Annotated in this window: 26 protein-coding genes; 10 read left to right on the top strand and 16 right to left on the bottom strand. The window is 62.4% G+C overall.

Features of this window, described 5'->3' with window-relative positions:
• Positions 1 to 38: 38 nt before the first annotated feature.
• The 13 genes from FEV51_RS04460 to tsaD form a co-directional block, all read right to left on the bottom strand.
• Positions 39 to 1,049, bottom strand: coding sequence for a fumarylacetoacetate hydrolase family protein (locus FEV51_RS04460; RefSeq protein WP_138616232.1), 1,011 nt, complete (start codon positions 1,047 to 1,049; stop codon positions 39 to 41).
• Positions 1,046 to 1,708, bottom strand: a complete 663-nt coding sequence (maiA, locus tag FEV51_RS04455) for a maleylacetoacetate isomerase (RefSeq protein ID WP_138616230.1) — start codon at positions 1,706 to 1,708, stop codon at positions 1,046 to 1,048. The genes FEV51_RS04460 and maiA overlap by 4 nt, the downstream gene beginning before the upstream one ends.
• A complete protein-coding gene (locus FEV51_RS04450; RefSeq protein WP_138616429.1) occupies positions 1,708 to 2,883 on the bottom strand; it encodes an acyl-CoA dehydrogenase in 1,176 nt (391 codons plus the stop codon). The genes maiA and FEV51_RS04450 overlap by 1 nt, the downstream gene beginning before the upstream one ends.
• Positions 2,884 to 2,950: 67 nt before the next feature.
• Entirely contained in the window at positions 2,951 to 3,385 is a 435-nt protein-coding gene (locus FEV51_RS04445) for a lasso peptide biosynthesis B2 protein (RefSeq protein ID WP_138616228.1), read from the bottom strand.
• Positions 3,386 to 3,422: 37 nt separating this feature from the next.
• Positions 3,423 to 3,809 (bottom strand): four-helix bundle copper-binding protein, encoded by a 387-nt coding sequence (locus FEV51_RS04440; RefSeq protein WP_138616226.1) that lies wholly within the window; start codon positions 3,807 to 3,809, stop codon positions 3,423 to 3,425.
• An 83-nt stretch (positions 3,810 to 3,892) separates the two neighbouring features.
• On the bottom strand, positions 3,893 to 4,255 hold the full coding sequence (locus tag FEV51_RS04435; RefSeq protein ID WP_171033030.1) for a response regulator: 363 nt from the start codon (positions 4,253 to 4,255) through the stop codon (positions 3,893 to 3,895).
• Positions 4,256 to 4,320: 65 nt separating this feature from the next.
• The gene (locus tag FEV51_RS04430) at positions 4,321 to 4,866 is read right to left on the bottom strand and encodes a hypothetical protein (RefSeq protein ID WP_138616224.1); all 546 of its coding nucleotides are present in this window, start codon (positions 4,864 to 4,866) and stop codon (positions 4,321 to 4,323) included.
• Positions 4,863 to 5,021 (bottom strand): hypothetical protein, encoded by a 159-nt coding sequence (locus tag FEV51_RS13105; RefSeq protein ID WP_171033029.1) that lies wholly within the window; start codon positions 5,019 to 5,021, stop codon positions 4,863 to 4,865. The genes FEV51_RS04430 and FEV51_RS13105 overlap by 4 nt, the downstream gene beginning before the upstream one ends.
• A gap of 1 nt (position 5,022) precedes the next feature.
• Positions 5,023 to 5,763: an OmpA family protein gene (locus FEV51_RS04425; protein WP_138616222.1), complete on the bottom strand. Its 741-nt coding sequence runs from the start codon at positions 5,761 to 5,763 to the stop codon at positions 5,023 to 5,025.
• A 50-nt stretch (positions 5,764 to 5,813) separates the two neighbouring features.
• On the bottom strand, positions 5,814 to 7,538 hold the full coding sequence (locus FEV51_RS04420; RefSeq protein ID WP_138616220.1) for a vWA domain-containing protein: 1,725 nt from the start codon (positions 7,536 to 7,538) through the stop codon (positions 5,814 to 5,816).
• Between the two features lie 89 nt (positions 7,539 to 7,627).
• Positions 7,628 to 9,133 (bottom strand): lipopolysaccharide biosynthesis protein, encoded by a 1,506-nt coding sequence (locus FEV51_RS04415; RefSeq protein ID WP_246034429.1) that lies wholly within the window; start codon positions 9,131 to 9,133, stop codon positions 7,628 to 7,630.
• Positions 9,130 to 10,134, bottom strand: a complete 1,005-nt coding sequence (locus FEV51_RS04410) for an NAD(P)H-dependent glycerol-3-phosphate dehydrogenase (protein ID WP_138616218.1) — start codon at positions 10,132 to 10,134, stop codon at positions 9,130 to 9,132. The genes FEV51_RS04415 and FEV51_RS04410 overlap by 4 nt, the downstream gene beginning before the upstream one ends.
• The gene (gene tsaD, locus FEV51_RS04405; RefSeq protein WP_138616216.1) at positions 10,131 to 11,171 is read right to left on the bottom strand and encodes a tRNA (adenosine(37)-N6)-threonylcarbamoyltransferase complex transferase subunit TsaD; all 1,041 of its coding nucleotides are present in this window, start codon (positions 11,169 to 11,171) and stop codon (positions 10,131 to 10,133) included. Before tsaD ends, FEV51_RS04410 begins: the two co-directional genes overlap by 4 nt.
• Before the next feature lie 45 nt (positions 11,172 to 11,216).
• On the opposite strand from tsaD, the gene hemC reads away from it, so the two are divergent.
• Genes hemC through FEV51_RS04390 form a run of 3 tightly spaced genes read left to right on the top strand, consistent with a single transcriptional unit; the run spans position 11,217 to position 13,764 of the window.
• The gene (gene hemC / locus FEV51_RS04400; protein WP_138616214.1) at positions 11,217 to 12,146 is read left to right on the top strand and encodes a hydroxymethylbilane synthase; all 930 of its coding nucleotides are present in this window, start codon (positions 11,217 to 11,219) and stop codon (positions 12,144 to 12,146) included.
• Entirely contained in the window at positions 12,143 to 12,826 is a 684-nt protein-coding gene (locus FEV51_RS04395) for a uroporphyrinogen-III synthase (protein ID WP_138616212.1), read from the top strand. Before hemC ends, FEV51_RS04395 begins: the two co-directional genes overlap by 4 nt.
• A 50-nt stretch (positions 12,827 to 12,876) precedes the next feature.
• On the top strand, positions 12,877 to 13,764 hold the full coding sequence (locus FEV51_RS04390; protein ID WP_138616210.1) for a hypothetical protein: 888 nt from the start codon (positions 12,877 to 12,879) through the stop codon (positions 13,762 to 13,764).
• Positions 13,765 to 13,767: 3 nt separating this feature from the next.
• On the opposite strand, the gene FEV51_RS04385 is transcribed toward FEV51_RS04390, so the two are convergent.
• Positions 13,768 to 14,982 carry an FAD-dependent monooxygenase gene (locus FEV51_RS04385; RefSeq protein ID WP_138616423.1) on the bottom strand — a complete coding sequence of 405 codons (1,215 nt, stop codon included), beginning with the start codon at positions 14,980 to 14,982 and terminating at the stop codon, positions 13,768 to 13,770.
• Between the two features lie 70 nt (positions 14,983 to 15,052).
• Here FEV51_RS04385 and FEV51_RS04380 point away from each other — a divergent pair, with 70 nt between their 5' ends.
• Complete coding sequence (locus FEV51_RS04380; protein ID WP_246034442.1) at positions 15,053 to 17,155, top strand: protein-disulfide reductase DsbD family protein; 2,103 nt, start codon at positions 15,053 to 15,055, stop codon at positions 17,153 to 17,155.
• Here FEV51_RS04380 and FEV51_RS04375 read toward each other — a convergent pair.
• Complete coding sequence (locus tag FEV51_RS04375) at positions 17,094 to 17,660, bottom strand: hypothetical protein (RefSeq protein WP_138616208.1); 567 nt, start codon at positions 17,658 to 17,660, stop codon at positions 17,094 to 17,096. The two genes, FEV51_RS04380 and FEV51_RS04375, sit on opposite strands and share 62 nt — an antisense overlap.
• Positions 17,660 to 19,855 (bottom strand): excinuclease ABC subunit UvrB, encoded by a 2,196-nt coding sequence (gene uvrB, locus FEV51_RS04370; protein WP_138616206.1) that lies wholly within the window; start codon positions 19,853 to 19,855, stop codon positions 17,660 to 17,662. The genes FEV51_RS04375 and uvrB overlap by 1 nt, the downstream gene beginning before the upstream one ends.
• A 99-nt stretch (positions 19,856 to 19,954) precedes the next feature.
• Between uvrB and FEV51_RS04365 the strand changes: the two genes are divergently transcribed.
• From FEV51_RS04365 to FEV51_RS04340, 6 genes are all read left to right on the top strand, one after another.
• Positions 19,955 to 20,494 carry a DUF3617 domain-containing protein gene (locus FEV51_RS04365; protein WP_138616204.1) on the top strand — a complete coding sequence of 180 codons (540 nt, stop codon included), beginning with the start codon at positions 19,955 to 19,957 and terminating at the stop codon, positions 20,492 to 20,494.
• 52 nt (positions 20,495 to 20,546) lie between these two features.
• Positions 20,547 to 21,311: an esterase/lipase family protein gene (locus FEV51_RS04360; protein WP_138616202.1), complete on the top strand. Its 765-nt coding sequence runs from the start codon at positions 20,547 to 20,549 to the stop codon at positions 21,309 to 21,311.
• A 74-nt stretch (positions 21,312 to 21,385) separates the two neighbouring features.
• A complete protein-coding gene (locus tag FEV51_RS04355) occupies positions 21,386 to 22,813 on the top strand; it encodes a circularly permuted type 2 ATP-grasp protein (RefSeq protein ID WP_138616200.1) in 1,428 nt (475 codons plus the stop codon).
• A 16-nt stretch (positions 22,814 to 22,829) separates the two neighbouring features.
• Positions 22,830 to 23,774 (top strand): alpha-E domain-containing protein, encoded by a 945-nt coding sequence (locus FEV51_RS04350; RefSeq protein WP_138616198.1) that lies wholly within the window; start codon positions 22,830 to 22,832, stop codon positions 23,772 to 23,774.
• A complete protein-coding gene (locus tag FEV51_RS04345; RefSeq protein WP_138616196.1) occupies positions 23,774 to 24,592 on the top strand; it encodes a transglutaminase family protein in 819 nt (272 codons plus the stop codon). Before FEV51_RS04350 ends, FEV51_RS04345 begins: the two co-directional genes overlap by 1 nt.
• Before the next feature lie 10 nt (positions 24,593 to 24,602).
• Positions 24,603 to 25,364 (top strand): proteasome-type protease, encoded by a 762-nt coding sequence (locus FEV51_RS04340; protein WP_138616194.1) that lies wholly within the window; start codon positions 24,603 to 24,605, stop codon positions 25,362 to 25,364.
• Positions 25,365 to 25,481 lie beyond the last annotated feature (117 nt).

Here is a 25,481-nt window from a genome sequence, read left to right as displayed (position 1 = left end):
CAGCCCGATGCGCTTGCCGGCGAGGGGGCGTGCGGTGCTCAGGCCTCGACAACTTTCTGTTCGATCGCGCCGAAGATCGAATGGCCATCCTTGTCTTTCATTTCTACCCGGACAGTATCGCCCGGCTGCATGAAGCGGGTGGTTGCCTCACCACTGGCGATGGTTTCGATCATGCGGATTTCAGCGATGCAGCTGTATCCCAGCCCGCCTTCGCTGACCGGCTTGCCCGGATCGCCATCGGCGCCCTGGTTCGAAACCGTTCCCGAACCGATGATTGTGCCTGCGCCCAATATGCGGGTTTTGGCCGCATGGGCGACCAGATCTGCGAGGCTGAACGTTGCGTCGGTCCCGGCATCGGCGCGTCCAAACGGCTCGCCATTGTAATCGACCATCAGTGGCAAATGGATGACATTGCCCTGCCACGCATCGCCCAGTTCATCAGGGGTGACGGCAACGGGTGAGAATGCGCTGGCGGGCTTGGATTGGAAAAATCCGAACCCCTTGGCCAGTTCGCCCGGGATCAGACCGCGCAGCGATACGTCATTGACCAGCATTACCAGCTTGATGTGATCAGCCGCATCCTCTTTCGATACGCCCTGCGGCACATCGTCGGTAATGACCGCGATCTCGCCTTCCATGTCACAGCCCCAGGCGGTGTCGGCCAGCGGGATATCGTCACGCGGCGGCAGGAATTTATCGCTGCCGCCCTGATACATCAGCGGGTCGTGGTAAAAGCTCTCAGGCACCTCGGCACCGCGCGCTTTGCGCACCAGTTCAACGTGGTTGATATAGGCGGAGCCATCGGCCCATTGATAGGCACGCGGCAAGGGCGAGTGCGCCTCTCGCTCGTGAAAACGTTCGCACGGGACGGCCTGATGCTCGACATCAGTGTACAGCGCCTCAAGCCGGGGGGCCAGATTGGCCCAGTCGTCCAGCGCCGCCTGCAAAGTGGGCGCGATATTGTCGGCGGCGCAATACCGGGTCAGATCCTTGGAAACGACCACCAGTTTTCCGTCGCGCGTTCCGTCGTTGAGGGTGGCAAGCTTCATGTAGGATTCCTCTCATGGCCCGAAAACTCGGGATTGTCGGGTTGGTTGTCAGGATTGGCGCGCTGAAATTCGCTCATGGTGAGGCAGGCGGATTCTATCCGGGAGATGTGCGGCTTATTGCTGAAATCGAAGGTAAAACGTCGGGCATTGTACACTTGCGGCAACAGCACAGCTTCAAAAAAACCGGGTGCGGCGAACAGGAAATCGCCAGTGCCAAGCTGCGCCAGCCGCGCCTCCAGCGGGTCAAGCGTGCGGGCCAGCCAGTGGCGATACCACGTACTGACCGTGTCCTGATCATGGCCCAGCGGATCTTTCAGATATTTCAGGACCGGCAGGTTGAGCGGCGCGTGCAGTTCGGTCGCGATGGCATAGGCCAGTTCGCGCGCCGTGTAGCGATCTTCGATACCGGCGGGCATCAGGGGCCGCTCGGGATAGGCCTCGTCCAGCCATTCGAGCATGGCCATCGACTGCGCGCGGTCACGCCCGCCCGCCTCCAGCATCGGCACGCTGCCAAAGGCATTGCGGCTGGTGAAAGCTGCATCCTTCTGCTCCGAATGTAGCAGGTTCACTGGTACGACCTCGTAATCCAGCCCTTTCAGATTGAGGGCGATCCTCATCCGATAGGTGGTCGAACTGCGGAAGTAGCCGTGGAGCTTCATCAGAATGCCGGAATTCCCGTAATCGCGCGGCCCAGAATCAACGCATGGACATCATGCGTGCCCTCATAAGTGTTGACCGTTTCCAGGTTCACCATGTGGCGGATCACCTGATACTCCTCAGAAATACCGTTGCCGCCATGCATATCGCGGGCGTGGCGCGCAATTTCGAGGGCTTTGCCGACATTGTTGCGTTTAACGATGGAAATCATCTCGGGCGCGAATTTGCCTTCGTCCATCAGCCGCCCGACGCGCAGGGAGCATTGCAGCCCCATGCCGATATCGGTCATCATATTGGCCAGCTTGAGCTGGTAAATCTGCTTGCTGGCGAGCGGTACGCCAAACTGCTTGCGATCAAGGCCATATTGGCGGGCCGCGTGCATACAGAATTCGGCAGCGCCCAGCGCGCCCCAGCTAATGCCGTAACGCGCCCGGTTGAGGCAGCCGAATGGACCCTTCAGGCCCTGAACTTCGGGCAGCAGAGCATCGGCGCCGACCTTCACATCATCCATCACGATCATGCCGGTGGTGCTGGCGCGCAGCGAAATCTTGCCTTCGATCTTTGGCGCGGACAGCCCTTTCATGCCCTTGTCGAGGACAAAGCCGCGGATCCCGCCGCCATGCGCCTCGCTCTTCGCCCAGATCACGAACACATCGGCGAAGGGCGAATTGGAAATCCAGGTTTTCGAGCCGTTGAGAATATAGCCATCGCCATCCTGCTTGGCGAAAGTCTTCATCGAGCCGGGGTCTGAACCGGCATCTGGTTCGGTCAGGCCGAAACAGCCGATCAATTCGCCCGAAGCCAGCCCGGGCAGATACTTGCGGCGCTGTTCTTCTGAACCATAGGCATGGATTGGATACATCACGAGACTGGACTGGACCGAGGCCATCGACCGATATCCCGAATCCACCCGCTCGATCTCGCGCGCGATCAACCCGTATGCGACGTAGCCGGCAGCGGCGCCGCCATATTCCTCGGGAATTGTCGCGCCCAGCAATCCGGCGCGGCCCATCAGCGGGAACAGCTCTGGCGCGTCCAGCTCTTGGGAGAATCCTTTGATCACGCGGGGTTGCAGCTCGCTCTGCGCAAAACTATGCGCGGCGTCGCGGATCATGCGTTCGTCTTCGTTCAGCTGGTCTTCGAGGTTGAAGGGATCATCCCAGCTGAAGGGCACCATTCCGGCCATGTCGTCTCCTGTGTCTGGCAGTCCGATGACAGGCTTGACGAAGCCGCGCAAGGGGGCCTCAGGCGCTGCCGTGTTCCGGCGGCGAAAACACTGTGTAACGCGCTTCGTCGCACTGGCCGGTTACCCACTCGGGCCCCGCTTTCAGCCAGGCATGGAAGTGCCGCACACCCGCCCCATCGCTTTCGGTGCCAAGAAAGAGTGATGTCGTAATCCCACGGCGAGCCAGCATGCGTTTGGCAGCAAGCGCTTGAGGCAGGCAATTGGGGGCAGTCGGGATGGTCCGATGCGCGCGCGCAATCGCCAGCCTGACCCGGCGAACGGTGCTAATATCGGCATGGGTGTCCTGCGTCACAGTCTGCCCGAAACGCGCACGCCAACGCCGCGGCGGCACCCCCCGCACGAGCACGGCGGCCAAAGCTAGCTCCGCCATCGCCTCCAGCAAGGCAAGCCTGTCAGCCGCGCCGAGCGCGAGAAAGCTGCGAAATCTTGGCATCACCGGCACAGTGTATCACCGCGCTGGAGAAAACCCATTACTTGATAAGCGGCAGCGCCTTGCGGCAATCGTCTGCACATTCGCGGCACATCTTGGCGCACATCCGGCAATGTTCGTTATCATGCTTCTCGCACTCGTCGGCGCAGTGGTCACAGGCCTTGATACACACCTCGATCTGCGCGCGCAGAATGCCGATATCCTGAGCGGTACGACGCACGGCCAGGCGGGCGGTGGCGGTGCAGACATCGGCGCAGTCGAGACAGTTGCGGACGCATTGCGTCATGTCCATGTCTTCAGCCACGCAGGCATCCGCGCAGCTGGTGCAGAACAGCGAGCACAGCATCGCGTGCCGTGCGGCCAGGATCAGTTCTTCGGTGGCGTCATCGACTTGCGGATGGGCGGCGACCATTTTCTGAAGTGACATTGAAATAATCCTTTTGTTCGGAGCGGTTACACCCGATCAATCGATTACCTGTGTTGGTGGTTCCATCGCGCCAGCAGCGTGGATCAATGCTTCTCGAGAGCGCTCTGCACCGAGGCTATGACGTCTGCAGGAGGGCAGGGCTTAGAGAGCGACTGCGCTGCAGGATAACGCACTGCAACTTCACCCGGTGTCAGCTGGCCGGAATGAAAAATTACCGGGACATTTTCCGCCATCATCTGTTCGGCAAGCGGATAGACGATGCCGTCGCCCAGCTGGACGTCGAGAATGGCGAGGTCGGGTTTGTGCTTCTGAAATGCGAGCATGGCAGAAGACATATCTTCGAACGGCCCTTCGACGATATATCCTGCTTCCGATACCGTATCGCAAAGGTCGTGGCCAACGATCATTTCGTCCTCCGCCACAAGCACGCGTAGCTGCTCTGCCATTCTGCCACTCCTCATCCGACTCGACCCGGATGGGTTGAGGCTAGCAGACGCGCCGGTAAGCGCAATCAGGTAACGTTCCCAAAACGCGCGGCATAGGCGGCGGCATCGCCTGTGCCGAGCAGCTTGGCCTGACCCACCCAGTCATCGCGGCGGATCCGGCCAGCGAAGCGGCCCAGCTCAGCGTCGATCCGGTCAATCTCGGCATCGTCCCAGTCTGCGATCTGGTCAAAGGATGTCACGCCAAGCTGATGCAGCATGGCGACCAGCTTTGGGCCAACGCCTTTGAGCCGCGCAAGATCGTCTGCCTGAGCATCGCCTGTCCCAGCGCCGACGGCGTCGGATTTCGCTGCGGCGGCAACAGCTACTCCCGTGCCGGCGAGCCCGGCGGGGGTGGGCACTATGACAGGTGTGTCGAGCGTGGCAGCAGCAGGCGGCGCATCGATCAGCGCCCGGTTACGTGCCGCCGGGGCGGCGCCTTCGTCCAGCACATCGCCGCCAGTGCCGGTTACACTGGTCTTGCGCGAGGCATGGAACAGATACCATGCCAGCAGCAGCCCCAGCACCAGTGCAGCGACCATTGCGGGCCAGTAGGCGGCGACCAATTCGTTCATTTGCTGTCCTTTCGCAATTCGTCCGGCACGCCAGACTTTTCAGGCGTTTCCGTATCAGCCGTGCCGGGCGTGCGGCCCCACAACACCCAGCCAAGCCCCATGCCGACGCCATAAGCCGCCAGCATCAGCACCACCAGTTCAAGCCACAGCGGCATTCTAGCGTGCTCCTGGTGTGTCGATTGGCGTGGGCTTGAGCGGTTCGGTGCTGATCACCGAGAATTCAATCCGCCGGTTGGCGGGATCTTCGGGGGTCAGCCCTTCTACCGGATTCTGTGACCCCAATCCGCGCGCGCGCAATCCGTCACGCGGGATGCCGCGCGTTATCAGGGCTTCCCGGACCGCACGGGCGCGTTCCCTGCTGAGATCAAGATTCCCCAGCTTCGTGCCCGAACTGTCCGTGTGCCCCAAAATTGCGATAATAGCGCCCAGGCAGGGGCGCAACGCCGTTGCCACTTCGTCGAGCAGGATTTCACTGGCAGGCAGCAATGCTGAACTGGCCTCTTCAAAGCGAATAGAACGGGTGCGGAGCAGGCCCTCAACGTCTTCCTGACAATGTAGTGGTTCGTATTGCGGCGCATCGCTTCGCGCGCGCGCCGAACTGCCTTGCCAATAAACCCCGCCGACGCCTGGCACCTGGGCCACCGCACGTGCGACGTCGGCGCGAATTTGTTCGTTGAGGTCTTCTCCGCCCACTAGCATCGGGTGACGTGTCGCCCAGCCAAAGCGGTTGGAAAATTCGGCAGAGACACCGCGCCCGCCAGCCGCCTTTATCGCAGCGGCAGCCTTCTGCTCGATACCAGAGACCAACTGCGGCCCGCTGCGCTCTGCCAGGAAATATCCGGACAGCGCGACAAGCACGGCACCCGAAAACGGGACAAGGCGGGAAATGCGAGACATTGTCGCGACTCTTAGCCGCGCTTTGCCCCTGCTGGAAAGGGGTGCCGGGTTTATTCCAGTGACCCGGCGGTCTGCACCAGCTGTTTGAACTCCTGCCGCCAGAAATCGCGCTGCGATCCGGCCAGTGTGGCAATCCCGCCATAGCTATATTTGTCGAGCAGCGGATCGCCGCGCAGTTTTTGCCCATATGCCGCAACCGCAGCGGCAAAGGCGAAATCTCCGCCGGGCGCGCGGGCCGATGCCAGCGCGCTGGCAGGCAGCGTATATTCCAGCAGCCGCGAAGTATCGCCGCCGGGCAATTTGTAGCGCAGCTTCACATGCGCGGCCTCGGCAGCCAGATCCAGTGCGCGGGCATCGGGTTTGTCCTCATACCGCCGTGCCGCGATCCAGCCCCGGCTTCCGGCGGGGACGACTTCGTAAATCGCCGTCACCTGATGGCCTGCACCGATGTCACCGGCATCGACGGCATCATTGTCAAAATCCTCTTCGCGCAGAGCACGGTTTTCATAGCCGATCAGGCGGTACTGGCTGATCACTGCGGGATTGAATTCGATCTGGATTTTGACATCCTTGGCAATGGTGAACAGCGTTGCTCCCATCTGCTCGCCCAGCACTTTGCGGGCCTCCAGCGCGCTGTCGATATAGGCGTAGTTGCCGTTTCCATGATCGGCGATCTGCTCCATCATCGCATCGTTCAGATTGCCCCGGCCAAAGCCAAGCACTGTCAGCGTGGTGCCGGTTTCACGCTTCTTTTCGATCAGTTCGATCAAGGCGTCGCGGCTGGACGTACCGACGTTGAAATCGCCATCGGTGGCCAGAATTACGCGATTTACGCCGCCTTCCACACGATTGGATTCGGCAATGCGGTACGCAAGCTCGATTCCAGCGCCGCCAGCGGTCGAACCGCCTGCAGCAAGTTCGTCGAGCACATCGCGGATCTTGCGCTCGTCTGCGGTCGGCTCAAGCACCAGCCCGGCTGCTCCGGCATAGACCACTATGGAGACGCGGTCGCGCGGGGTCAGTTGCCCGGCGAGCTGACGCATCGCGGTTTTGACCAGTGGCAGCTTGTCAGGGCTGTTCATCGAACCCGAAACATCGAGCAGAAACACCAGATTGGCGGGCGGACGGCTGCTCTGCGGCAACTCATATCCGGCCAGTCCGATGCGGACCAGTCGCGTGGCAGTGTTCCACGGGGTCACCGCAACATCGGTATTGACCGTGAAAGGCTGCGTGCGGTCACGCGGCAGGGGATAGTCGTAGCGGAAGTAATTGATGAATTCCTCAGTCCGCACTGCGCCTTTGGGGGGCATCATCCCCTCGCTGACAAAGCGGCGTGCATTGGCATAGGCGCCGGTGTCGACATCGACCGAGAAGGTCGAAACCGGCTGGCTTGCGACCACCTGAACCGGCGAAATTTCCTCGCCATCATACTGGTCGCGGCTGGGCATGGTGGGGACGAAAACCGGCGGGAAATAGCGATAGCGCGCGTCAGGGGAGGGGAGGCCGGTGGCGGGATCGACCATGGCTTTGTCCGGAGCGCTCATTACCGGTACCGCTGAGACGCTTTCCTGCACCTGACGGGTTACCGGAGATCCAGTTACAATAATTGCCGATGCTTCAGGTGGAGGAGGAGGCGGCGGCAGCAGAGGCGGTGGTACTTCGGCGGTACTGTCAGCGGATTTGCCGGTGGAATAAAGATCGTCGCTGTTGGGTGAGGAACACCCGGCGACAAGGGCAAACGCGGCACACAGGCCGGCAAATTTGGTGATACGCATCGCTTGTTCCTCCCCGATATTTCGGTGGCTTGAAATAGATGTCGTGGCCGTGAACTGCGACTGAACGTGCGCTGTTGTCGATGAAATGCCTATTCGTTTGGCGGGTCGGCAGGGCCGCCATTGCGGCGGAACAGCACGCGGTCCTCTGGGCCAAATCCTTTGCGCCAGATGACATAGCCATAGGTCGCCAGAATTGCCGGGATGCCGACAATCAGTTCGGCCCATTCGGGCAGCTTGGTGATCATGAAGCCAACCAGAACCGCAGGCGCGGTGGCCCAGATCAGCGGCCAGCGGAAATTGTTGATCGGCTGTTTCAGGATTCGCGACAGCAGCACGGCCTTGACCAGACTTGCCACGCCCAATGCCAGCATCAAAGCAATTGCAGCGGCGGCGGCCTTGTAAGGCTCGCCATAACCCATGCTGACGGCCAGTTTGATCAGCACGACGGTCAGCACCCCCTGCAGGGCAATCGTGCCGATCGAAATCCACAGATTGCGGACCCGAGCGACATAGATCAGCACCGCTTCGGACACCACGGCGGTGGCCGCCACAACTTCAGCGATCAGCAGGAACGCCAGCGCGCCGGTGCCGCCAACGAAATTGGGTCCGACCAGGCCCATGACAGCCTCTCCCGGCATCCCCAGCGCCAGCGCAATGCCGGCCTGCATGGCGGTGATCCAGAAACCCACCTGACATACCTGGCTAGCAATCGCGGCATAGTTCTTGGTTTTCAGATTGCGGGTGATTACCGGGCCAAGGATCGGCTCGAAACTGGTTTTCAGCTTTTGCGGCAGGCTGGCGACCTGCTGCGCCACGTAATAGACACCAACGGCGGCAGGCGCGGCGAACAGGCCGAGTATGAAGATATCCAGTCGCCGCGTGCCCCATTCGATGGCATCGGCAGTGGCCAGCGGCAGCGCGCGCGCGGTCAGCTTGGCCATCGCGCGCAGGCGCGGACGCCAATGGCGCGGCAGGCCGTAACTGCGCAGGAATGACCACAGCCCGGTCAGCAGGCCGGTGTAGATCGAAATCAGATAGGCCAGCGACAGGCCCGAATCCCGTGTGGCAGGGATGTAATAGAGCACGCCTGCCATGATCGAAATCGTCCACGGCTCCACCACCGCGCGTGCCCGCACTGTGGTCGCAATATCGTATTTGTAAGCTTGTGCGGCGAGCACGATTTCGGTCAGCGCATAGGCCGGGATGGCCAGCACGATCAGCCGGTCAAGCTGGGTATATTGCCCGCTGGGAAACAGCGGCTGCGGCACCAGCCAGAACAGCAGTGCCGCCAGACTGGCGAAGATGACTGCCAGCAGCATCCCGTCGAACACCAGATTGGCAGGCCGGGTTTCCTCATCCTCTGCCAGCCGCTGCGCCAGCCCGCGCTTCTCGCCCATCGCGCAGACCAGCGCGACCAGTTCGACCACCACCAATGCCGAAGCGAACCGGCCCAGCGCATCTGCGCCGTAAAACCGGCCCGCGACAAACAGGAACGGCAGGCGCGCCGCCAGTCGCAACAGGAAACCAAGAAAGTTCTGACGACCTCCCTTGGCCAGTGCGGCCATATCGCGGTCATCATCCTGCGCTGCGGTCATCCGGCAGGGCTCTGTTCAGCGCGCAAGGGGCGGGCCAGCAGGCCGGAGACGACTGCGCGCGGATCATCGCCCTTCAGCAGGTCGTAAACAGCCGTCACGATGGGCATTGCGATACCGTGGCGGGCGGCCAGTTCGACCAGCACCGGCGCGGTATGCGCGCCCTCGGCCACAGTCTTGCGGTCAGCCATTAATTCTTCGGCTCGGCCACCTTCGCCCAGCGCCTTGCCCAGCGAGAAATTGCGGCTCGCGGCCGACGAACAGGTCAGCACCAGATCGCCCATGCCGCACAGCCCCGCCAGCGTTTCCGCGCGCGCGCCCAGCGCCTCGCCAAATCGCAGCATTTCGACATAGCCGCGCGCGATCAGCGCGGCGCGGGCATTCTGGCCCAGCGACAGCCCCTCGACCACGCCGCAGGCGATGGCGAGCACGTTCTTGACCGATCCGCCAATCTCGGCCCCGGTGACGTCGTTCGAGTAATACGGGCGGAACGAGGGGCGGGCGATGACAGGGGCAATCCGCTCCCATTGATCTTCACCCCCGCTGCACGCCAGCGTCACCGCAGTGGGCAGCCCGGCAGCGACTTCATGCGCAAAGGTCGGCCCGGACAGGACAGCGATTGCGCTGTGCGGTGCCACCCCCTGTGCCACATGGTTCATCAACCGCCCCGATCCGGCCTCGATCCCCTTTGAACACAGCACCAGATCGCGGGAATGTGCGGGCATGGAACCCAGCACGCTGCCCATATGCTGCGCGGGAGTGACCACCAGCAGCGCGTCGAGACCGGCCATATCGGCAATGTCGCCTGTGGCATGGATGCTCTGCGCCAGTTTTGCGGAAGGCAGGAACAATGAGTTGGTCCGCTTGGCATTGATCTCGTCGACCAACTCGGTCTCGCGCGCCCACAGCAATACCTTGCGGCCATCACTGGCGAGCATCTGTGCCAGCGCGGTGCCCCATGCTCCGGCGCCCAGAACGCCGATTGTGGCGGCTTTATCGTTCATGCTTTTACTCCCGCACCGCGCACCGGCTCTGCATCATGATCGAGCGGCCAGCGGGGCCGTGCCGACACATCCAGTGGATCGGGCTTGAAATCGGCTGCGGCAAGACGTTCGATCCCCGCCCACGCGATCATCGCCGCATTGTCTGTACACAGCGCAGGTGGCGGAGCGGTGAACCGCATCCTGAAGCCTGTTGCCAGCGTTTCGAGCGCCGCGCGGACGCTGGCGTTAGCAGCAACGCCTCCGGCCACCACCAGCGTGTCGATATCGTCGATGCCGCCCAGCGCAATCCGCAACCGGTCGGTTACGCAATCAATCGCGGCTTGCTGGAAGCTGGCAGCAATGTCCGGCGCAGTATATTTGCCCGTGTCATGCGCGCGCATGACCGCGCTCTTTAGTCCGGCGAAGGAGAAATGCGGTTCTCCGCTGCCCACCATCGGGCGTGGCAGGGGGACCGCCTTGGGGTCGCCGCTGCGCGCCAGCTGCTCGACCGCCGGACCGCCCGGAAAGCCAAGGCCCAATATCTTGGCAGTCTTGTCGAACGCCTCGCCCAGCGCATCGTCGATAGTGGTGGCAAGGCGGCGGTACTGGCCCACGCCATCGACGCGCAGGATCTGACAATGTCCGCCCGATACCAGCAGCAAGGCGTAAGGAAATTCCAGCGCCGGGTCGGCGAGCCGGGGGCTTAACGCATGACCTTCAAGATGGTTGATCGCGATCAGCGGAGTGTCCGAGGCCATTGCCAGCGCCTTGGCACTGACCAACCCGACCATCACGCCGCCGATCAGTCCCGGCCCGGCAGTGGCCGCAATCGCGTCGCAATCGTCCAGCGTCATGCCCGCATCGTCCAGCACTGCGGCAATCATCGGGGCGAGCCGTTCGGCATGGGCGCGCGCGGCGATTTCGGGCACCACCCCGCCATAGGGCGCGTGCTCGGCGTCCTGCGAGGCGATCCGCTGCGCCACAATCCGCCGTTCGCTGTCGACCAGCGCGACAGCAGTTTCGTCGCAGGAGCTTTCTATGCCGAGTACCACACCCATCCGGCTTTCCCTTAGCGCGCTGCGCGGCTAGGGCAAGCCGACGTAATGCCTGCCACGCCTTCCCTTCGCCTCGGTACCCGCCGCTCACCGCTTGCCATGGCGCAGGCGCATGAGGCGCGCGCGCGGCTGTGTGCGGCGCAGGGGTGGGACGAATCGGCGGTAGAGCTGGTCCCTGTGGTTGCCAGTGGCGACAAGATCCAGGACCGCCCGCTGGCCGATATCGGCGGCAAGGCGCTATGGACCCGCGAACTGGATATCTGGCTGCGCGAAGGCCGCATCGACATTGCTGTGCATTCGATGAAGGATGTCGAGACCGAGCGGCCTGAACAGATTGCCATTGGCGCCATCCTGCCACGTGTGGACAAGGCCGATGTGCTGGTGGGCGCAGCGTCGCTGGCGGCACTTCCGCAAGGCGCGCGCATCGGCACCAGTGCCCCGCGCCGCGCCGCGCAATTGCTGCATCGCCGCCCTGATTGTCATGTCGTGCCGATCCGCGGCAATGTCGCCACGCGAATTGGCAAGCTGGCAGCGGGGGAGGCGGATGCCACTTTTCTGGCCGCTGCCGGGCTGGCGAGGCTGGGCGAGGATGATGTCGGCGCGCGGCTAGATCCCGAAGAATGGCTGCCCGCGCCGGGACAGGCGGCGATCGGTATCGAATGCCGATCCGATGATGCGGCAACCCGTGATTTGCTGGCCGCTATCGACCATGCCGAAAGCCATGCCGAAATCACTGCCGAGCGGGCCTTGCTCGCTGCGCTTGGCGGCAGTTGTCACAGCCCGATTGCCGCATTGTCGCGGATCGAGGGCGGGGACATCGTGCTGCGCGCGGCGATCTATAGCGAAGACGGGATACATCGGATTGAAGACGAGGCGCGCTTCGCCATCGCCGATACGTCCGGCCCGGCCGCACTGGCGCGGCAGCTACTGAGCGCCGCGCCTGAAGCCATTACTGCGCTGTTCGACGGAGTGCGATGAGCCGCCCGCTGTTCGTTTTCCGCCCCGAACCGGGCTGGACCGCGACAGCCGTCGCCGCGCGGGCGCTGGGTCTCAATGTGTTCGGCCACCCGCTGTTCGTTATTGAACCGGCGGCGTGGCAATGCCCGGCAGCGAGCAATTATAACGGGGTGCTGATAGGCAGCGCCAATGTCCTGCGCCACGGCGGCGACCAGCTGGCCGCTCTGACCAATCTTCCTGTCTATGCGGTGGGCCAGACAACCGCCAACGCGGCGCGCACAGCCGGCTTTACGGTGGCGCAGACCGGGGTAGGGGGATTGCAGGCTCTGCTGGACACGCTGGGACCTGAACCGCTCACCTTACTGCGATTGGCGGGTGAGGCGCGGGTCGCACTGACGCCGCCGTCGCACATTACTGTGGCAACGCAGGTGGTTTACCGCGCTGCTCCGCTCCCGCTTGATCCAGCCTGCTCAAGCCGGTTGGACGGCGCGGTGGCGGTGGTCCATTCGGGCGAGGCGGCGCGCAGGCTGCGCAGTGAGTGCGAGCGGTTGGGGATTGCACGCGGCAACACTGTCCTGCTTGCCCTGGCCCCGCGAATTGCCGAGATGGCGGGTAGCGGCTGGCACTCTGTCCAGATCGCCGAAACTGCGGACGAGGGCGATCTGCTGGCATTGGCGCAGGCTTTGTGTCAAAACATCTGACCGGGAAAAGCGGTCGCACGCTCAATGTCTGGGCCAAAGAACGGGACGGAATGAACCAATTTGAGAGCACACGACGCAAGGCCAAAACCATGCGCCCGATGATCGCGGCACTGGCCGCCGCCTTCATTATGGGCGGCGCGCTGGCCGGCTATGCCGTTTACCGCGTGGCGGGCCATCACGCGGAAACGGCCGGTGCGACAACTCAGACACCGCAAACATTGGCCGCCGATCCTGCGGCTTCCCCCACTCCCTCTCCCAGCGCTACCTCGCCCGAGGCCGCGGTGAAGGCGGTTGAACAGGTGCAGGAACAACAGGGCGGGATTGACCAGCGTCTGGCTGCTGCCGAACAGCGGCTGGCCCGGCTCGACCTGCAGGCGCAGGCCGCATCAGGTAATGCCGCGCGCGCCGAGGGTCTGCTGATCGCTTTTGCCGCGCGCCGCGCGATCGAGAAGGGGGCAGAGCTTGGCTTTCTGGCCGACCAGCTGCGGCTGCGGTTTGGCGATGCCATGCCCAATGCAGTTGCCACGATCATAACCGCCTCGCGCAATCCGGTCACGCTCGACAAATTGGTCGCGCGGCTGGAAGGGCTTGCGCCCAAGCTGACCGAAAGTTCGGACCAGCCCGGCTTTTCACGGTTCCGCGAAGAAATCGGGCAATTGTTCATTTTCCGCCGCGAAAGCGCGCCATCACCCCAGCCGCAGCGGCGGCTCGACCGCGCACGGCTGTTCCTGGAGAGTGGCCGCATCGATTCCGCGATTGCCGAGGTGCGCAATATGCCGGGTGCAGTTGAGGCCAAAAGCTGGGCGGCGGATGCCGAACGCTATGGCGATGCCCTGCGCGCGCTCGATCTGATCGAAACCGCTGCCGTGCTTGAACCACGCCGCCTGCGCGATGGCGACGGGGAACGGATTACCCAGCCAGGGATCGCGACCGAATAAGCGTCAGGCGCGCAGCAGTTCGGGCAAGTCGCCAGTGACGCCGCGCGCTTCGTCCATGAACCAGCGTTTCATCAGCGGCATCCGCTGAACCGCGCCCATGCCGATGCGCCTTACTGCCGATGCACCCTTACCGGGTACGCCGAACAGCCGCGTCAGCCCGTCAGTGGCGAGCGCCACCATAAAGCTGTCGAGCCCGCGCCACCGCTCATAGCGCGTCAGCAGCTGTGCATCTCCGGGCTCAAGCCCTAGCCGTAGCCCTTCGTCGAGCACCTCGACCAGAGCACCGACATCGCGCAGGCCCAGATTGAGGCCCTGTCCCGCAATCGGGTGAATTCCGTGCGCCGCATCCCCCACCAGCGCGAGCCGCTGGCAGGTGATCTTGGCAGTATGGTGGAAACCCAGCGGATAGGATGAGCGCGGTCCGACGGATGTGATCTTACCCAATATGCCGCCCATCCGCTTTTCCAGCTCGGCCAAAAACGCGCGGTCACCCATTTTCAGCGTGCCCGCCGCATCGCTTTCCGACACTGTCCAGACCAGCGCGCTGCGATGCGTGCCGTCAGGCTTGTCGCGCATCGGTAGCAGGGCGAACGGCCCGGCTGGAAAGAAGATTTCCCACGCCACATTGTCATGGGGCAGCGCATGATCGATCCCGGCAATGATGGCGCGGTGATTGTATTGCCATTTCGCCAACGTAATTCCCGCTTCCTCGCGCGTGGGTGAGCCGCGCCCTTCTGCGGCGATCATCAGCGCGGCGGTCAGCTGCTGTCCGGTGCCCAGCTGGACCGATACGCCATGCTCGCCCCGCTCGCGCCGGGCGATGTGGGCCTTGGCGTGCCAGGCAATCGCCGGCTCGTCTGCCGCAGCGGCAAACAGCACCTGACGCAATGTGCGGTTGGCGAACATCCGGCCCAGCGAGCCCTCGTGCGGCTCTGGGGTGAAATCCAGCCGTCCCGGTTTCATCTGGTCAGTGACGGCGATCGATGCGATCGGGCAGGCGTGTTCTTCCAGCGCCGGAGCCAGACCGATATTGCGGAACAGGTTCCAGCTGGCGGTCGAAATCGCGCTGGCGCGGCCGTCGAAACCTTCGGCGGTCAATTCTGCCGGATCGGCGCGGTCGACGACGTGGCTGGTGATGCCGCGCTTGGCCGCAGCCAGCGCCAGTGTCATGCCGACAAGGCCGCCACCGATAATGAGCAAATCGCGCTTTTCGTCCATCTCTACCTCGTTGCGTCCGGCTTGCGCCCGCCCTAGAGGCTGAGGCGTGACAGAGGCAAGAACATTGGCGGTGTGGCGCATCTGGCTGGCGCTGGCGATCAGCGCGGTCATGATGCTCGCCGCCCCCGCTGTTCATGCGCAAACCGCGCGCAGCACCAGCGACCGGATCGCGGTGGAGGTGTCAGCCGACGGACCCCCGGTTCCGGGCGAAGTGTGGACAGTGGCGCTGCACTTTACGCCGCGTTCTTCGCAATGGCATGGCTATTGGTCCAACCCCGGTGATGCCGGTCTGGGGATGGAACTTGACTGGACCCTGCCGCAAGGCTGGGTTGTCAATGAAGCGCTTTATCCGGTGCCGAAACAGCTGCTGATCGGCGGGCTGATGAACCATGTGTACGAAGGCCCCTATACCGTGCTGGTGCCGGTCCGGGTGCCTGCTGATGCCGCCGTAGCCAATCCTCCGCCGATTGGCCTGACGGCGCGCTATCTCGCCTGTACCGACAAGATTTGTGTGCCGCAGCAGGCCAGACTGACGCTCGATCCCGCCAATGCCACTGCGGAGCCACGCATGGCGGAGTGGCGCGCGGCGATTGTTCCGCCGCTGGGCAGCGCGGCAAGTTTTGAATTCGCCGGAACCCGGCTGCGGATCGGCATTCCATTGCCCGCTGCCAGCGATTTGGGCGATGTGCATTTCTTCCTCGGCACATCGGAAGTGGGTCAGGCGCAGCAGGCGGTGTATTCGGGCGTGCAGACCTTCATACGCGAAGGCGATCTGCTGGTCGTCGAATATCCGCTCAAGGACATCGTGGTTCCGGACACCGTTGAGCTCGCCTTCCTGCCTCGGCCTGACCGGATCGAAGGTATCCTGGCGCTGGGGCCTGATCGCGGCGTGCGCATCGTGGCCGCGCCGGGGAATGTCCCGCTGGAAGGGATCAAGCCGTTTCGCGGCGCAGATAGCGCACCACCGCCGCTGATGCTGCTCCTGCTGGGCGCGCTGGCGGGCGGTTTGCTGCTCAACATTATGCCCTGCGTCTTCCCGATCCTCAGCCTGAAAGCGCTGTCGCTGGCCAAGGCGGGCGGGGACGAGCGCGGTGCGCGGCGCGATGCTCTGGCCTATACTGCCGGGGTGGTGCTGGCCTGCACAGCGCTGGGCGCGCTGTTGCTGCTGCTGCGTTCAGCGGGTGAGCAGGTTGGCTGGGCCTTCCAGTTACAGGAACCGCGCGTGGTTGTGGCGCTGCTATTGCTGGCGGTGGCAATCACGGCAAATTTCCTCGGCCTGTTCCAAGTGCCGGGCATCGCGATTTCGGGTGGGAAGCCGTCGGCAACCAGTTCATTTGCCACCGGACTGCTCGCGGCATTTGTTGCCACTCCGTGCACCGGGCCATTCATGGCGGTCGCCTTGGGGGCTGCCCTGATCATTCCGCCGCTGGACGGACTGCTGGTGTTTGCGGTGCTGGGTCTGGGGCTGGCGCTGCCCTTCCTGCTGATCGGGTTTGTGCCCGCCCTGCGCCGCCTGCTGCCCCGACCGGGTCCTTGGATGGAGCGGTTTCGCCGCTGGATGGCCTTGCCAATGGGTCTGACCGCGCTGGCGCTGGCGTGGCTGCTCTGGCGGATCGGGGGGGTAACTTTCGTGGTGGTCGTGCTGGCGCTCACAGTCACGATGCTGGGTATGTTGGCGCAGTTTGGCCGTGCTCAGCGTGCGGGCACCGGGCGCAGTGTGGTTAGCGGGTTGGCCGTGTTGGCTGTCGCAGCCATTGCCCTGATCGCCATGCCGCAGCCGCGCCCGCTTGCCGCATCGGCGCAGGACAGTCTGCTGGCGCCCGAACCTTTCAGCGAGGCGGCGCTGGCCAGCGCCCGCACTTCAGGCAGGCCGGTGTTTGTGTGGTTTACCGCCGACTGGTGCGTCACCTGCAAAGTCAATGAAAGCGTCGCAATCGAACGTGAGACCACGCGCGCCGCCTTTGCCAAGGCAGACGTCAAAATATTGCGCGGCGACTGGACGCGGCGCGATCCGGAAATTGCGACTTTCCTGGCGCGTCAGGGCGCAGCGGGCGTGCCGTTATATGTGTGGTATCCGCCCGGCGGCGAGGCGCGGCAATTGCCGCAGGTGCTTACGCCGGATCTGCTGGCGGAACTGGCGCAGTCTGTTGCAGCCCGCGGCACTGCTCAATAAGCGTTCGCGGCAGATTGCTGGGATGCAGCACCACGCTACCGGCCCCGGGAATCGTAGCTTCAACTTCGCGGGCACCGATAAATACATCCAGCCGCGGGTCCGCAGCGGGCACTTCACCGTGCCACAGAAACACGTCCCTGGCCGGTGCCGCATCGACAAACAGACGTTCAACCCGGCCATTGCCGATCAGCGCCAGAATGCCCTGCGCGTGCTGGTCCGCCAGCGCAAAGCGCGTGATTGCGAACATGGGCCTGGCTTCATCGGTCAGGCATTCCAGTGCCATCAGGGGCTGCTGTCCGGGTATGCCGTAAAGCACGCGGTTGGCATGGCGGCCCGGTGCCCAGATCGCCCCTTCGACATCCGGGGAACCGATCGGTTCGGATGGCGCGGCAGCACGATCGGTAATGCGGGTGCGCGCGATATAGTCATCCGCAGCGGGCGGCTTGCACGCCGATAGCGTCAGCCCCAGCGTCAACACGGCCAGGGCGGTTCGGGATCGCATCATCACGGTTTGCCGCCCATTTTCTTGTAACGCGTCTTGCCATATCGGGTCTTGCGGGTCCCCGGCTTGCCTTCATTGCTGCGGCCCACCAGCGGCGCTTTCTTTTCGCCATCGGGTATGCCCAATTCATCAGCTTCAAGTCGTCTGATCTCGTCGCGCAGCCGGCCTGCTTCCTCAAATTCGAGGTCGGCTGCGGCGGTCCGCATGCGCTTTTCCAGATCCTGAATATAGGCGCGCAGATTGTGGCCGACCAGATTGTTGCGTTCAGGATCGCCGGTGCCGATGACCACGCCATCCTGACTGGCGGTATGCGCGACGATGTCCTGAATGCCGCGGATGATGGTGGTCGGCGTGATGCCGTTCGCCTGATTGAAGGCGTGCTGTTTCTCGCGGCGGCGGTCGGTTTCCGCCATCGCGCGTTCCATGCTGCCGGTGATGCGGTCGGCATAGAGAATGACCTTGCCTTCGACGTTACGCGCCGCCCGGCCGATGGTCTGGACCAGGCTGGTTTCTGAGCGCAGGAAGCCTTCCTTGTCGGCATCGAGAATGCAGACCAGCCCGCATTCGGGAATGTCCAGCCCTTCGCGCAGCAGATTGATGCCCACCAGCACATCATAAACGCCCAGCCGCAAGTCGCGGATCAGTTCGATCCGCTCCAGCGTCTCGACATCGGAATGCATGTAGCGCACCCGCAGCCCGGCCTCGTGCATGAACTCGGTCAGATCCTCCGCCATCCGCTTGGTCAGCGTGGTGACCAGCGTGCGATAGCCTTTTTGCGCGGTCTGTTTGCACTGGTCGATACAGTCCTGAACCTGATCCTCGACCGGGCGGATTTCCACCGGCGGGTCGATCAGGCCGGTGGGGCGGATGACCTGTTCGGCAAATACGCCGCCGGTCTGCTCCATCTCCCAATTTCCGGGAGTCGCGGACACTGCGATGGTCTGCGGGCGCATCGCGTCCCATTCGTTGAAGCGCAGCGGGCGATTGTCGATGCAGCTGGGCAGGCGGAAACCAAACTCTGCCAGCGTGATCTTGCGGCGGTGATCGCCTTTCGACATCGCGCCGATCTGCGGCACGGTCTGGTGGCTTTCATCGACAAACAGCAGCGCATTGTCGGGCAAATATTCGAACAGCGTTGGCGGTGGTTCGCCCGGCAGGCGGCCGGTCAGGAAGCGGCTGTAATTCTCGATCCCCGCACAGCTGCCCGTGGCGGCAATCATTTCGAGATCGAAATTGGTGCGCTGTTCAAGCCGCTGATGCTCCAGCAGTTTGCCTTCCGCCTCCAGCTCCTTGAGTCGTTCGGTCAGTTCAAACCGGATCGCGGCGGCTGCCTGCTTCATGGTCGGGCCGGGAGTGACATAGTGCGAATTGGCGTAAATCCGGACGGTTTCCAGGCTCGCGCCTTTCTTGCCGGTCAGCGGATCGAACTCGCTGATTTCCTCGATCTCGTCACCGAAGAAACTGATCCGCCATGCCATGTCTTCATAATGGCTGGGGAAGATTTCCAGACTGTCCCCCCGCACGCGGAAATTGCCGCGTTGGAAGGCGGCATCGTTGCGCTTGTATTGCAATGCCACCAGTTTGCGGATGATCTCACGCTGGTCGGCACTGGCGCCTTTTTTCAGATCGAAAATCATCGCCGAATAGGTTTCGACCGAACCGATTCCGTAAAGGCAGCTGACCGATGCCACGATGATCACGTCATCACGTTCCAGCAGCGCGCGCGTGGCCGAATGGCGCATCCGGTCGATCGCCTCGTTCACGCTGCTTTCTTTTTCGATGTAGGTGTCGGACCGCGGCACATAGGCTTCGGGCTGGTAATAGTCGTAATAGCTGACGAAATATTCGACCGCATTATCGGGAAAGAAGCTCTTGAATTCGCCATAGAGCTGCGCGGCGAGGATCTTGTTGGGTGCCAGGATCAGCGCGGGGCGCTGCAATTCCTCGATCACCTTGGCCATCGTGAAGGTCTTGCCCGACCCCGTCACGCCCAACAGGACCTGCGTGTTCTCGTCCTCTTTCAGCGATCCCACCAATTCGGCAATCGCGGTCGGCTGATCGCCAGCGGGTTCATAATCGCTGACTATGCGGAATTTCTTGCCTGGCAGTGATTTTTCGGGCCGCGCCGGTTTGTGCGGGACGAAATTGTCCGATGTGTCAGGTTCCGCGAGGCCGCGGCGGATTACGAGTTCTGCCATGCGCGAACATATGGGGGACATCACCGGGTGCTGCAACGCCCACTTTGGTGTTTCGCGCAGGGTTTGATAGGCTTGGGCAGATATACAGGGGGGACGGACATGCGGGGATATGCGATTGGGGCGGCGGCGGCACTGCTGCTGGCAGGGTGCGGCGGCAACGAAGCCGGGGAGAAGGGCGCTGGGGCAGGCGGTGACGGCGTCAGCAATGCCGAGGTGGCTGAACGCGCCAAGGCCGCGATCAGACCGCAGGCCGGGCAGTACCGCACCACCATGCAGCTGGTCGATATCGAAATTCCCGGTGCACCGCAGAGCGCCATCGACATGATGCGCAAGATGATGGACGGGCAGAGCCACGAATATTGCCTGACCCCCTCTGACGTGGAGCAGGGTTTCGAGGAAATGGCCAAGCAGTCACAGGATGGCGATTGCAGCTACGAAAAATTCGACGTTTCCGGCAGCAAGATCGACGCACTGATGCGCTGCAAGGGCGAGACCTCGATGACTATGGCGATGACCGGCAGCGTCACCGAAACTTCCGCAGAAATGGATATGACCATGAAGGGCGACATGACCGGTATGGGCGATTCGACCATCCAGATGCGCGCGAAGCACACAAGGATTGGCGATTGCGCGGGGTAATTCGCCTCGCCGTGTCAGGAACGCAATGCTGCACTGCGGCATTTACCTGTACATGGCAGACCGTACCCTCTTCGATCCCGAGGTCTTCAACCGGACAGAGCTGAGCCGGCGCTGGTCGCTGGCCAAGGAACCATGTCCTGACGAGGCGCGCGGTCCGCGCGCGGCGCTGCTGGCGCAGGAAATGCTGTGGCCGCTTTATCCGGTGAAACGCGTGTTCGGGAAGCTGGCGGTCACGCCTACTGCCAATCCGCGCACGGTGATGTTGCTGCCGGGCTTTGGCGCGCACCCGGTGCGGATGCGCTGGATGGCGCGCCAGCTTGAGGCTGCGGGGCATACTGCCAAGCGCTGGGGGCTGGGCTTCAATCTGGGCGCAACGGCACAGCGCTTTGCCAAGGTGGAGCAACGGCTGAGCGAACTTTACGGCAGGGCAGGCGAACCGATCGTGCTGGTCGGTTGGAGCCTGGGCGGAGTGATGGCCCGCGAAATCGCCAAGCAGCATCCCGACAAGGTGGCCAAGGTCATCACGATGGGCTCGCCTTTCTCGGGCAGTGCACGCGCCAACAATGGCTGGCGCGCGTATCAGGCGATTGCTGGCCACCGCGTGGATGAACCTGAAATCGACACAGAAATTGCCGCCAAACCGCCGGTTGAAACAGTGGCGATGTGGAGCCCGCGCGATGGCATCGTCAACCCGCGCAGCGCCAGCGGACGGCCTGGTGAACGCGACCGCAGCATTGCCCTGCGATGTTCGCATATGGGGTTTGTCCTGTCTGCCGAGGCTGTGAGCGCGGTTCTTGTGGAACTGGACCGCGTCTGAACCTTTGTGTTGGCAAGAGCGGCAGTCCTGCCCTCGCGGCTGCCTGACCGGGTGGCGTGGCTCCCCGGGGGAAAATGAGCGGTTCAGTCAACAGCTTCGATGAGATGCACAATGCGGACGGTTCCGTACGCGCTGCATATTCCGATTACAGCACCTGGTTTGAAGAACAGAACACCGCGCTGCTGAATCGCAAACACGCTGAGGCGGAAACCAATTTCCGCAAAACCGGGATCACGTTCAACGTCTATGGCGAGGATGAGGCCGAGGAACGGCTGATCCCCTTCGACATGGTCCCCCGCGTGATAACCGCGCAGGAATGGCGCAAGCTGACCCGCGGGATCGAGCAGCGCGTCTCCGCCATCAATTCCTTTATCCACGATCTGTATCACCGGCAGGAAATCATCCGCGCGGGCCGCATCCCCGAACGTCTGTTTCGCAACAATGCGGCATGGCTGCCAAACATGGTGGGCTTCACACCTCCGGGCGGGATTTACACACATATCGTCGGCATCGATCTGGTGCGGACCGGGCCGGACGAGTTCTTCGTGCTGGAGGATAATGCCCGCACCCCATCGGGTGTGAGTTACATGCTCGAAAATCGCGAAACCATGATGGCGATGTTTCCTGAGTTGTTCATGCGGGTGCAGGTCGCCAGCGTGTCCGATTACCCGCGGCGGCTGGCCAAGAGCTTGGCCGCTTGCGCACCGAAATGTGCTGGCGACAAGCCGGTGGTCGCGGTGCTGACGCCGGGCATCTACAATGCGGCCTATTTCGAGCATGCATTTCTGGCTGACCAGATGGGCGCGGAGCTTATCGAAGGCAGCGATCTGCGTGTCATGAACGGCCGCGTCGCGATGCGGACCACCAGCGGGTATAAACCCGTCGATGTCATTTATCGCCGTGTCGATGACGAATATCTCGATCCGCTGACCTTCAATCCCGACAGCGCGCTTGGCATTCCCGGGATCATGGATGTGTACCGCGCGGGGGGTGTGACGATCGCCAATGCACCGGGAACGGGGATCTCTGACGACAAGGCGATTTATTCTTTCATGCCGGAGATCGTCGAATTTTACACCGGCGAGAAACCGCTGCTGCCCAATGTGGAAACGCATCGCTGTGCTGATGAGGAGAGCCTGAAATACGTGCTCGACAACCTCGCCGAACTGGTGGTGAAGGAAGTCCACGGTTCGGGCGGCTACGGAATGCTGATCGGTCCGACCTCATCGAAAAAAGAGATCGAGGATTTCCGCAAGAAATTGGTCGCCAACCCTTCCAACTATATCGCACAGCCGACGCTGGCGCTGTCGACCTGTCCGATCTTCACCAAAAAGGGACTTACACCGCGTCATGTTGATTTGCGGCCCTTCGTGCTGGTTTCGCCAGACAAGATAGACATCACGCCCGGCGGATTGACCCGCGTGGCGCTGGAAGAAGGATCACTGGTCGTCAATTCGAGCCAGGGCGGAGGGACCAAGGACACATGGGTGCTCAAGGACTGATGGCCGGAGACCTGTCATGTTAGGCCGCACTGCCAATGGGCTGTACTGGATGTTCCGCTATCTTGAGCGGGCGGAGAACACTGCGCGTCTGCTCGATGCCGGTATGCGGATGGCACTGACCAAGGATATCGTCACCGCCGAAGAGGAATGGCGTTCGGTCATTGCGACCTCTGGCCAGCGTGCGGGGTACGAGGCCAAGCACGGCACCTATACCGGCACGCAAACCTGGAACTTCATTCTGCGCGACCGGGACAATCCTGCGTCGATCCGCACCATGTTCGGTCTGGTCCGGCAGAACGCCCGGCTGGCCCGCAACGCCATCAGCGGCGAGCTGTGGGAAGCGGTCAACGAAAGCTGGCTGGAAATCGAAAAGCAGCTGGCCGACCCGGTGGGGGAGAACCGCGTGCTGGAAGTGATGGGCACAGTGCGCCGCGCCGGAATGCTGGCGCATGGCGCGATGGCCGGGTCCATGCTGCGCGACGAATCCTTCCACTTCGCCCGTGCCGGGACCTTTATCGAACGCGCTGACAGCATCGCGCGCATTCTCGACATCAAATATTATTTGCTGCTGCCGTCGCTGTCATGGGTCGGGTCCAGCCTTGATACAGGTCAGTGGGACACCGTGCTGCGATCGGTTTCGGGCGACCGCGCCTATCGCTGGCTCAATGCCGGGCAGATTGACGCGCGGGGGATCTGCGAATTCCTGGTGCTCGACAACCGCTTCCCCAGAAGTCTGGCGTTCTGTCATTCTGCACTGCGGCAGGACCTGGCAGCGCTGGCCCGTCTGCATGGACAGGAAGGCGAATCCAACACCCTGATGCGCGATGCCGACACCCGCCTTACCGATCTGACGATTGATGCGATTTTCGATCAGGGGCTGCACCAATTCCTGCTCGACTTTACCGCCGCCAATGCCGCTGTCGGTGTCGCCATCGCCTCCGATTACAGGTTCCTTGCCTAATGCGCCTCTCGATCCGTCATACCACCCGCTACAATTTCGGCTCGCCCGTCATGCATGCGTTGCAACGGCTGCGACTGACGCCGAAGGCAACGCATGGGCAGGAGATCATCGAGTGGGCGATGGAATATGAAAATGCGGAGCCGGAAATCTCTTATGAGGATCAGCATCACAACACTGTTACCCTGGTCGCAGTGGCAGAGGGTGCCGAGACGGTCACGGTGACCTGTCACGGCGTCGTCGACACTAGCGACAAATCTGGGGTTATCGGCCACCATTCCGGCCATTTACCGTTGTGGAGCTTCATCGGACAGACCGATCACACGCGGCCCGGTCCGCAGATGGAAGAACTGGCCCGCCAGGTGAAAGCTGTGGAAGGTAGCCGGATCGATATGCTGCACGCATTGTCCTCCGCTGTCTCGGATAAGGTCACTTACCGCACCGGCACCACCGATTGGCAAACCACCGCCGAACAGGCCATCGGCGTGGGGTCGGGTGTGTGTCAGGATCATGCGCATATTTTCATCGGCGTGGCGCGGATGCTGGGCATTCCGGCGCGCTATGTCAGTGGCTATCTGATGATGAATGACCGCATCGATCAGGAGGCTTCGCACGCCTGGGCAGAGGCGCATATTGACGGGCTGGGCTGGGTTGGGTTCGATGTTTCGAACGGCATCTGCCCAGACGAGCGCTATGTCCGGGTGGCAACAGGCCGCGATTATCGCGATGCCGCCCCGGTGACCGGGATCAGTTTCGGCCCGGCCTCGACCAAGCTCGAAGTCGCGGTGGCGGTCGAACAGCAACCGCAAGTTCAACAATAGGAATAATTTGATGACGTATTGCGTGGGAATGATGCTCGACAAGGGCCTGGTGCTCATGAGCGACACACGGACCAATTCGGGCGTCGATAACATCTCGGTGTTCCGCAAAATGTTCACCTGGAGCGTGCCAGGTGAGCGGATCATTACCGTGATGACCGCTGGCAATCTGGCAACGACGCAGGCGGTGGTGAGCAAGCTGGAAGAACGCACCAAGGCGCCGGACGAGCGGGACAATGCGATCCTGCGGTCCCCGACGATGTTTCAGGTCGCAACCGAAATCGGGCGTCTGACGCGCGAGATCATAAGTGATCGCCAAGAGGCCAATGGCACACGCGGGCGCGGGCGGTTTACCGCCTCGATCATCGTCGCAGGGCAGATTACCGGCATGAAGCCGCGCCTGTTCATGGTCTATCCCGAAGGCAATTTCATCGAAGCCAGCACCGACACCCCGTTCTTCCAGATTGGCGAAACCAAATACGGTCGCCCGATCATCATCCGCGGTTATGACCGGACGATGAGCCTGGAGGATGCCGTGAAGCTGGTGATGGTGTCGTTCGATTCCACGCTAAAGGCCAATCTGTCGGTCGGCTTGCCACTGGACCTACAAGTGATCGAGAAGGATTCTTTCGCCGCGACGCATGAAAACCGTATCACCTTTGACGATCCCTATTTCGAGGCGATCTCGTCGAGTTGGGGCAATGCGCTGAAAAACGCGTTTCATTCGCTGCCCGGCTACAGCTTCGATCAGGATGATGATGCCAAAAAATCGTGAGGATTGGCTGCGTCAAAAATTAGTATATCGGAAACGGACCTTGATCGAACCGGGCAACTTCCCGACTCCTGAAGTGTACTGTAGAAATACATCGAGATGCGTAGTGATACGGAGTGC

It is taken from the genome of Qipengyuania marisflavi (assembly GCF_005884405.1).
In the GTDB taxonomy this organism is placed as follows: Bacteria; Pseudomonadota; Alphaproteobacteria; order Sphingomonadales; family Sphingomonadaceae; genus Qipengyuania; species Qipengyuania marisflavi.
The sequence above is the reverse complement of the archived record's forward strand: the minus strand, read 5'-3'. Positions and strand labels throughout refer to the sequence as shown.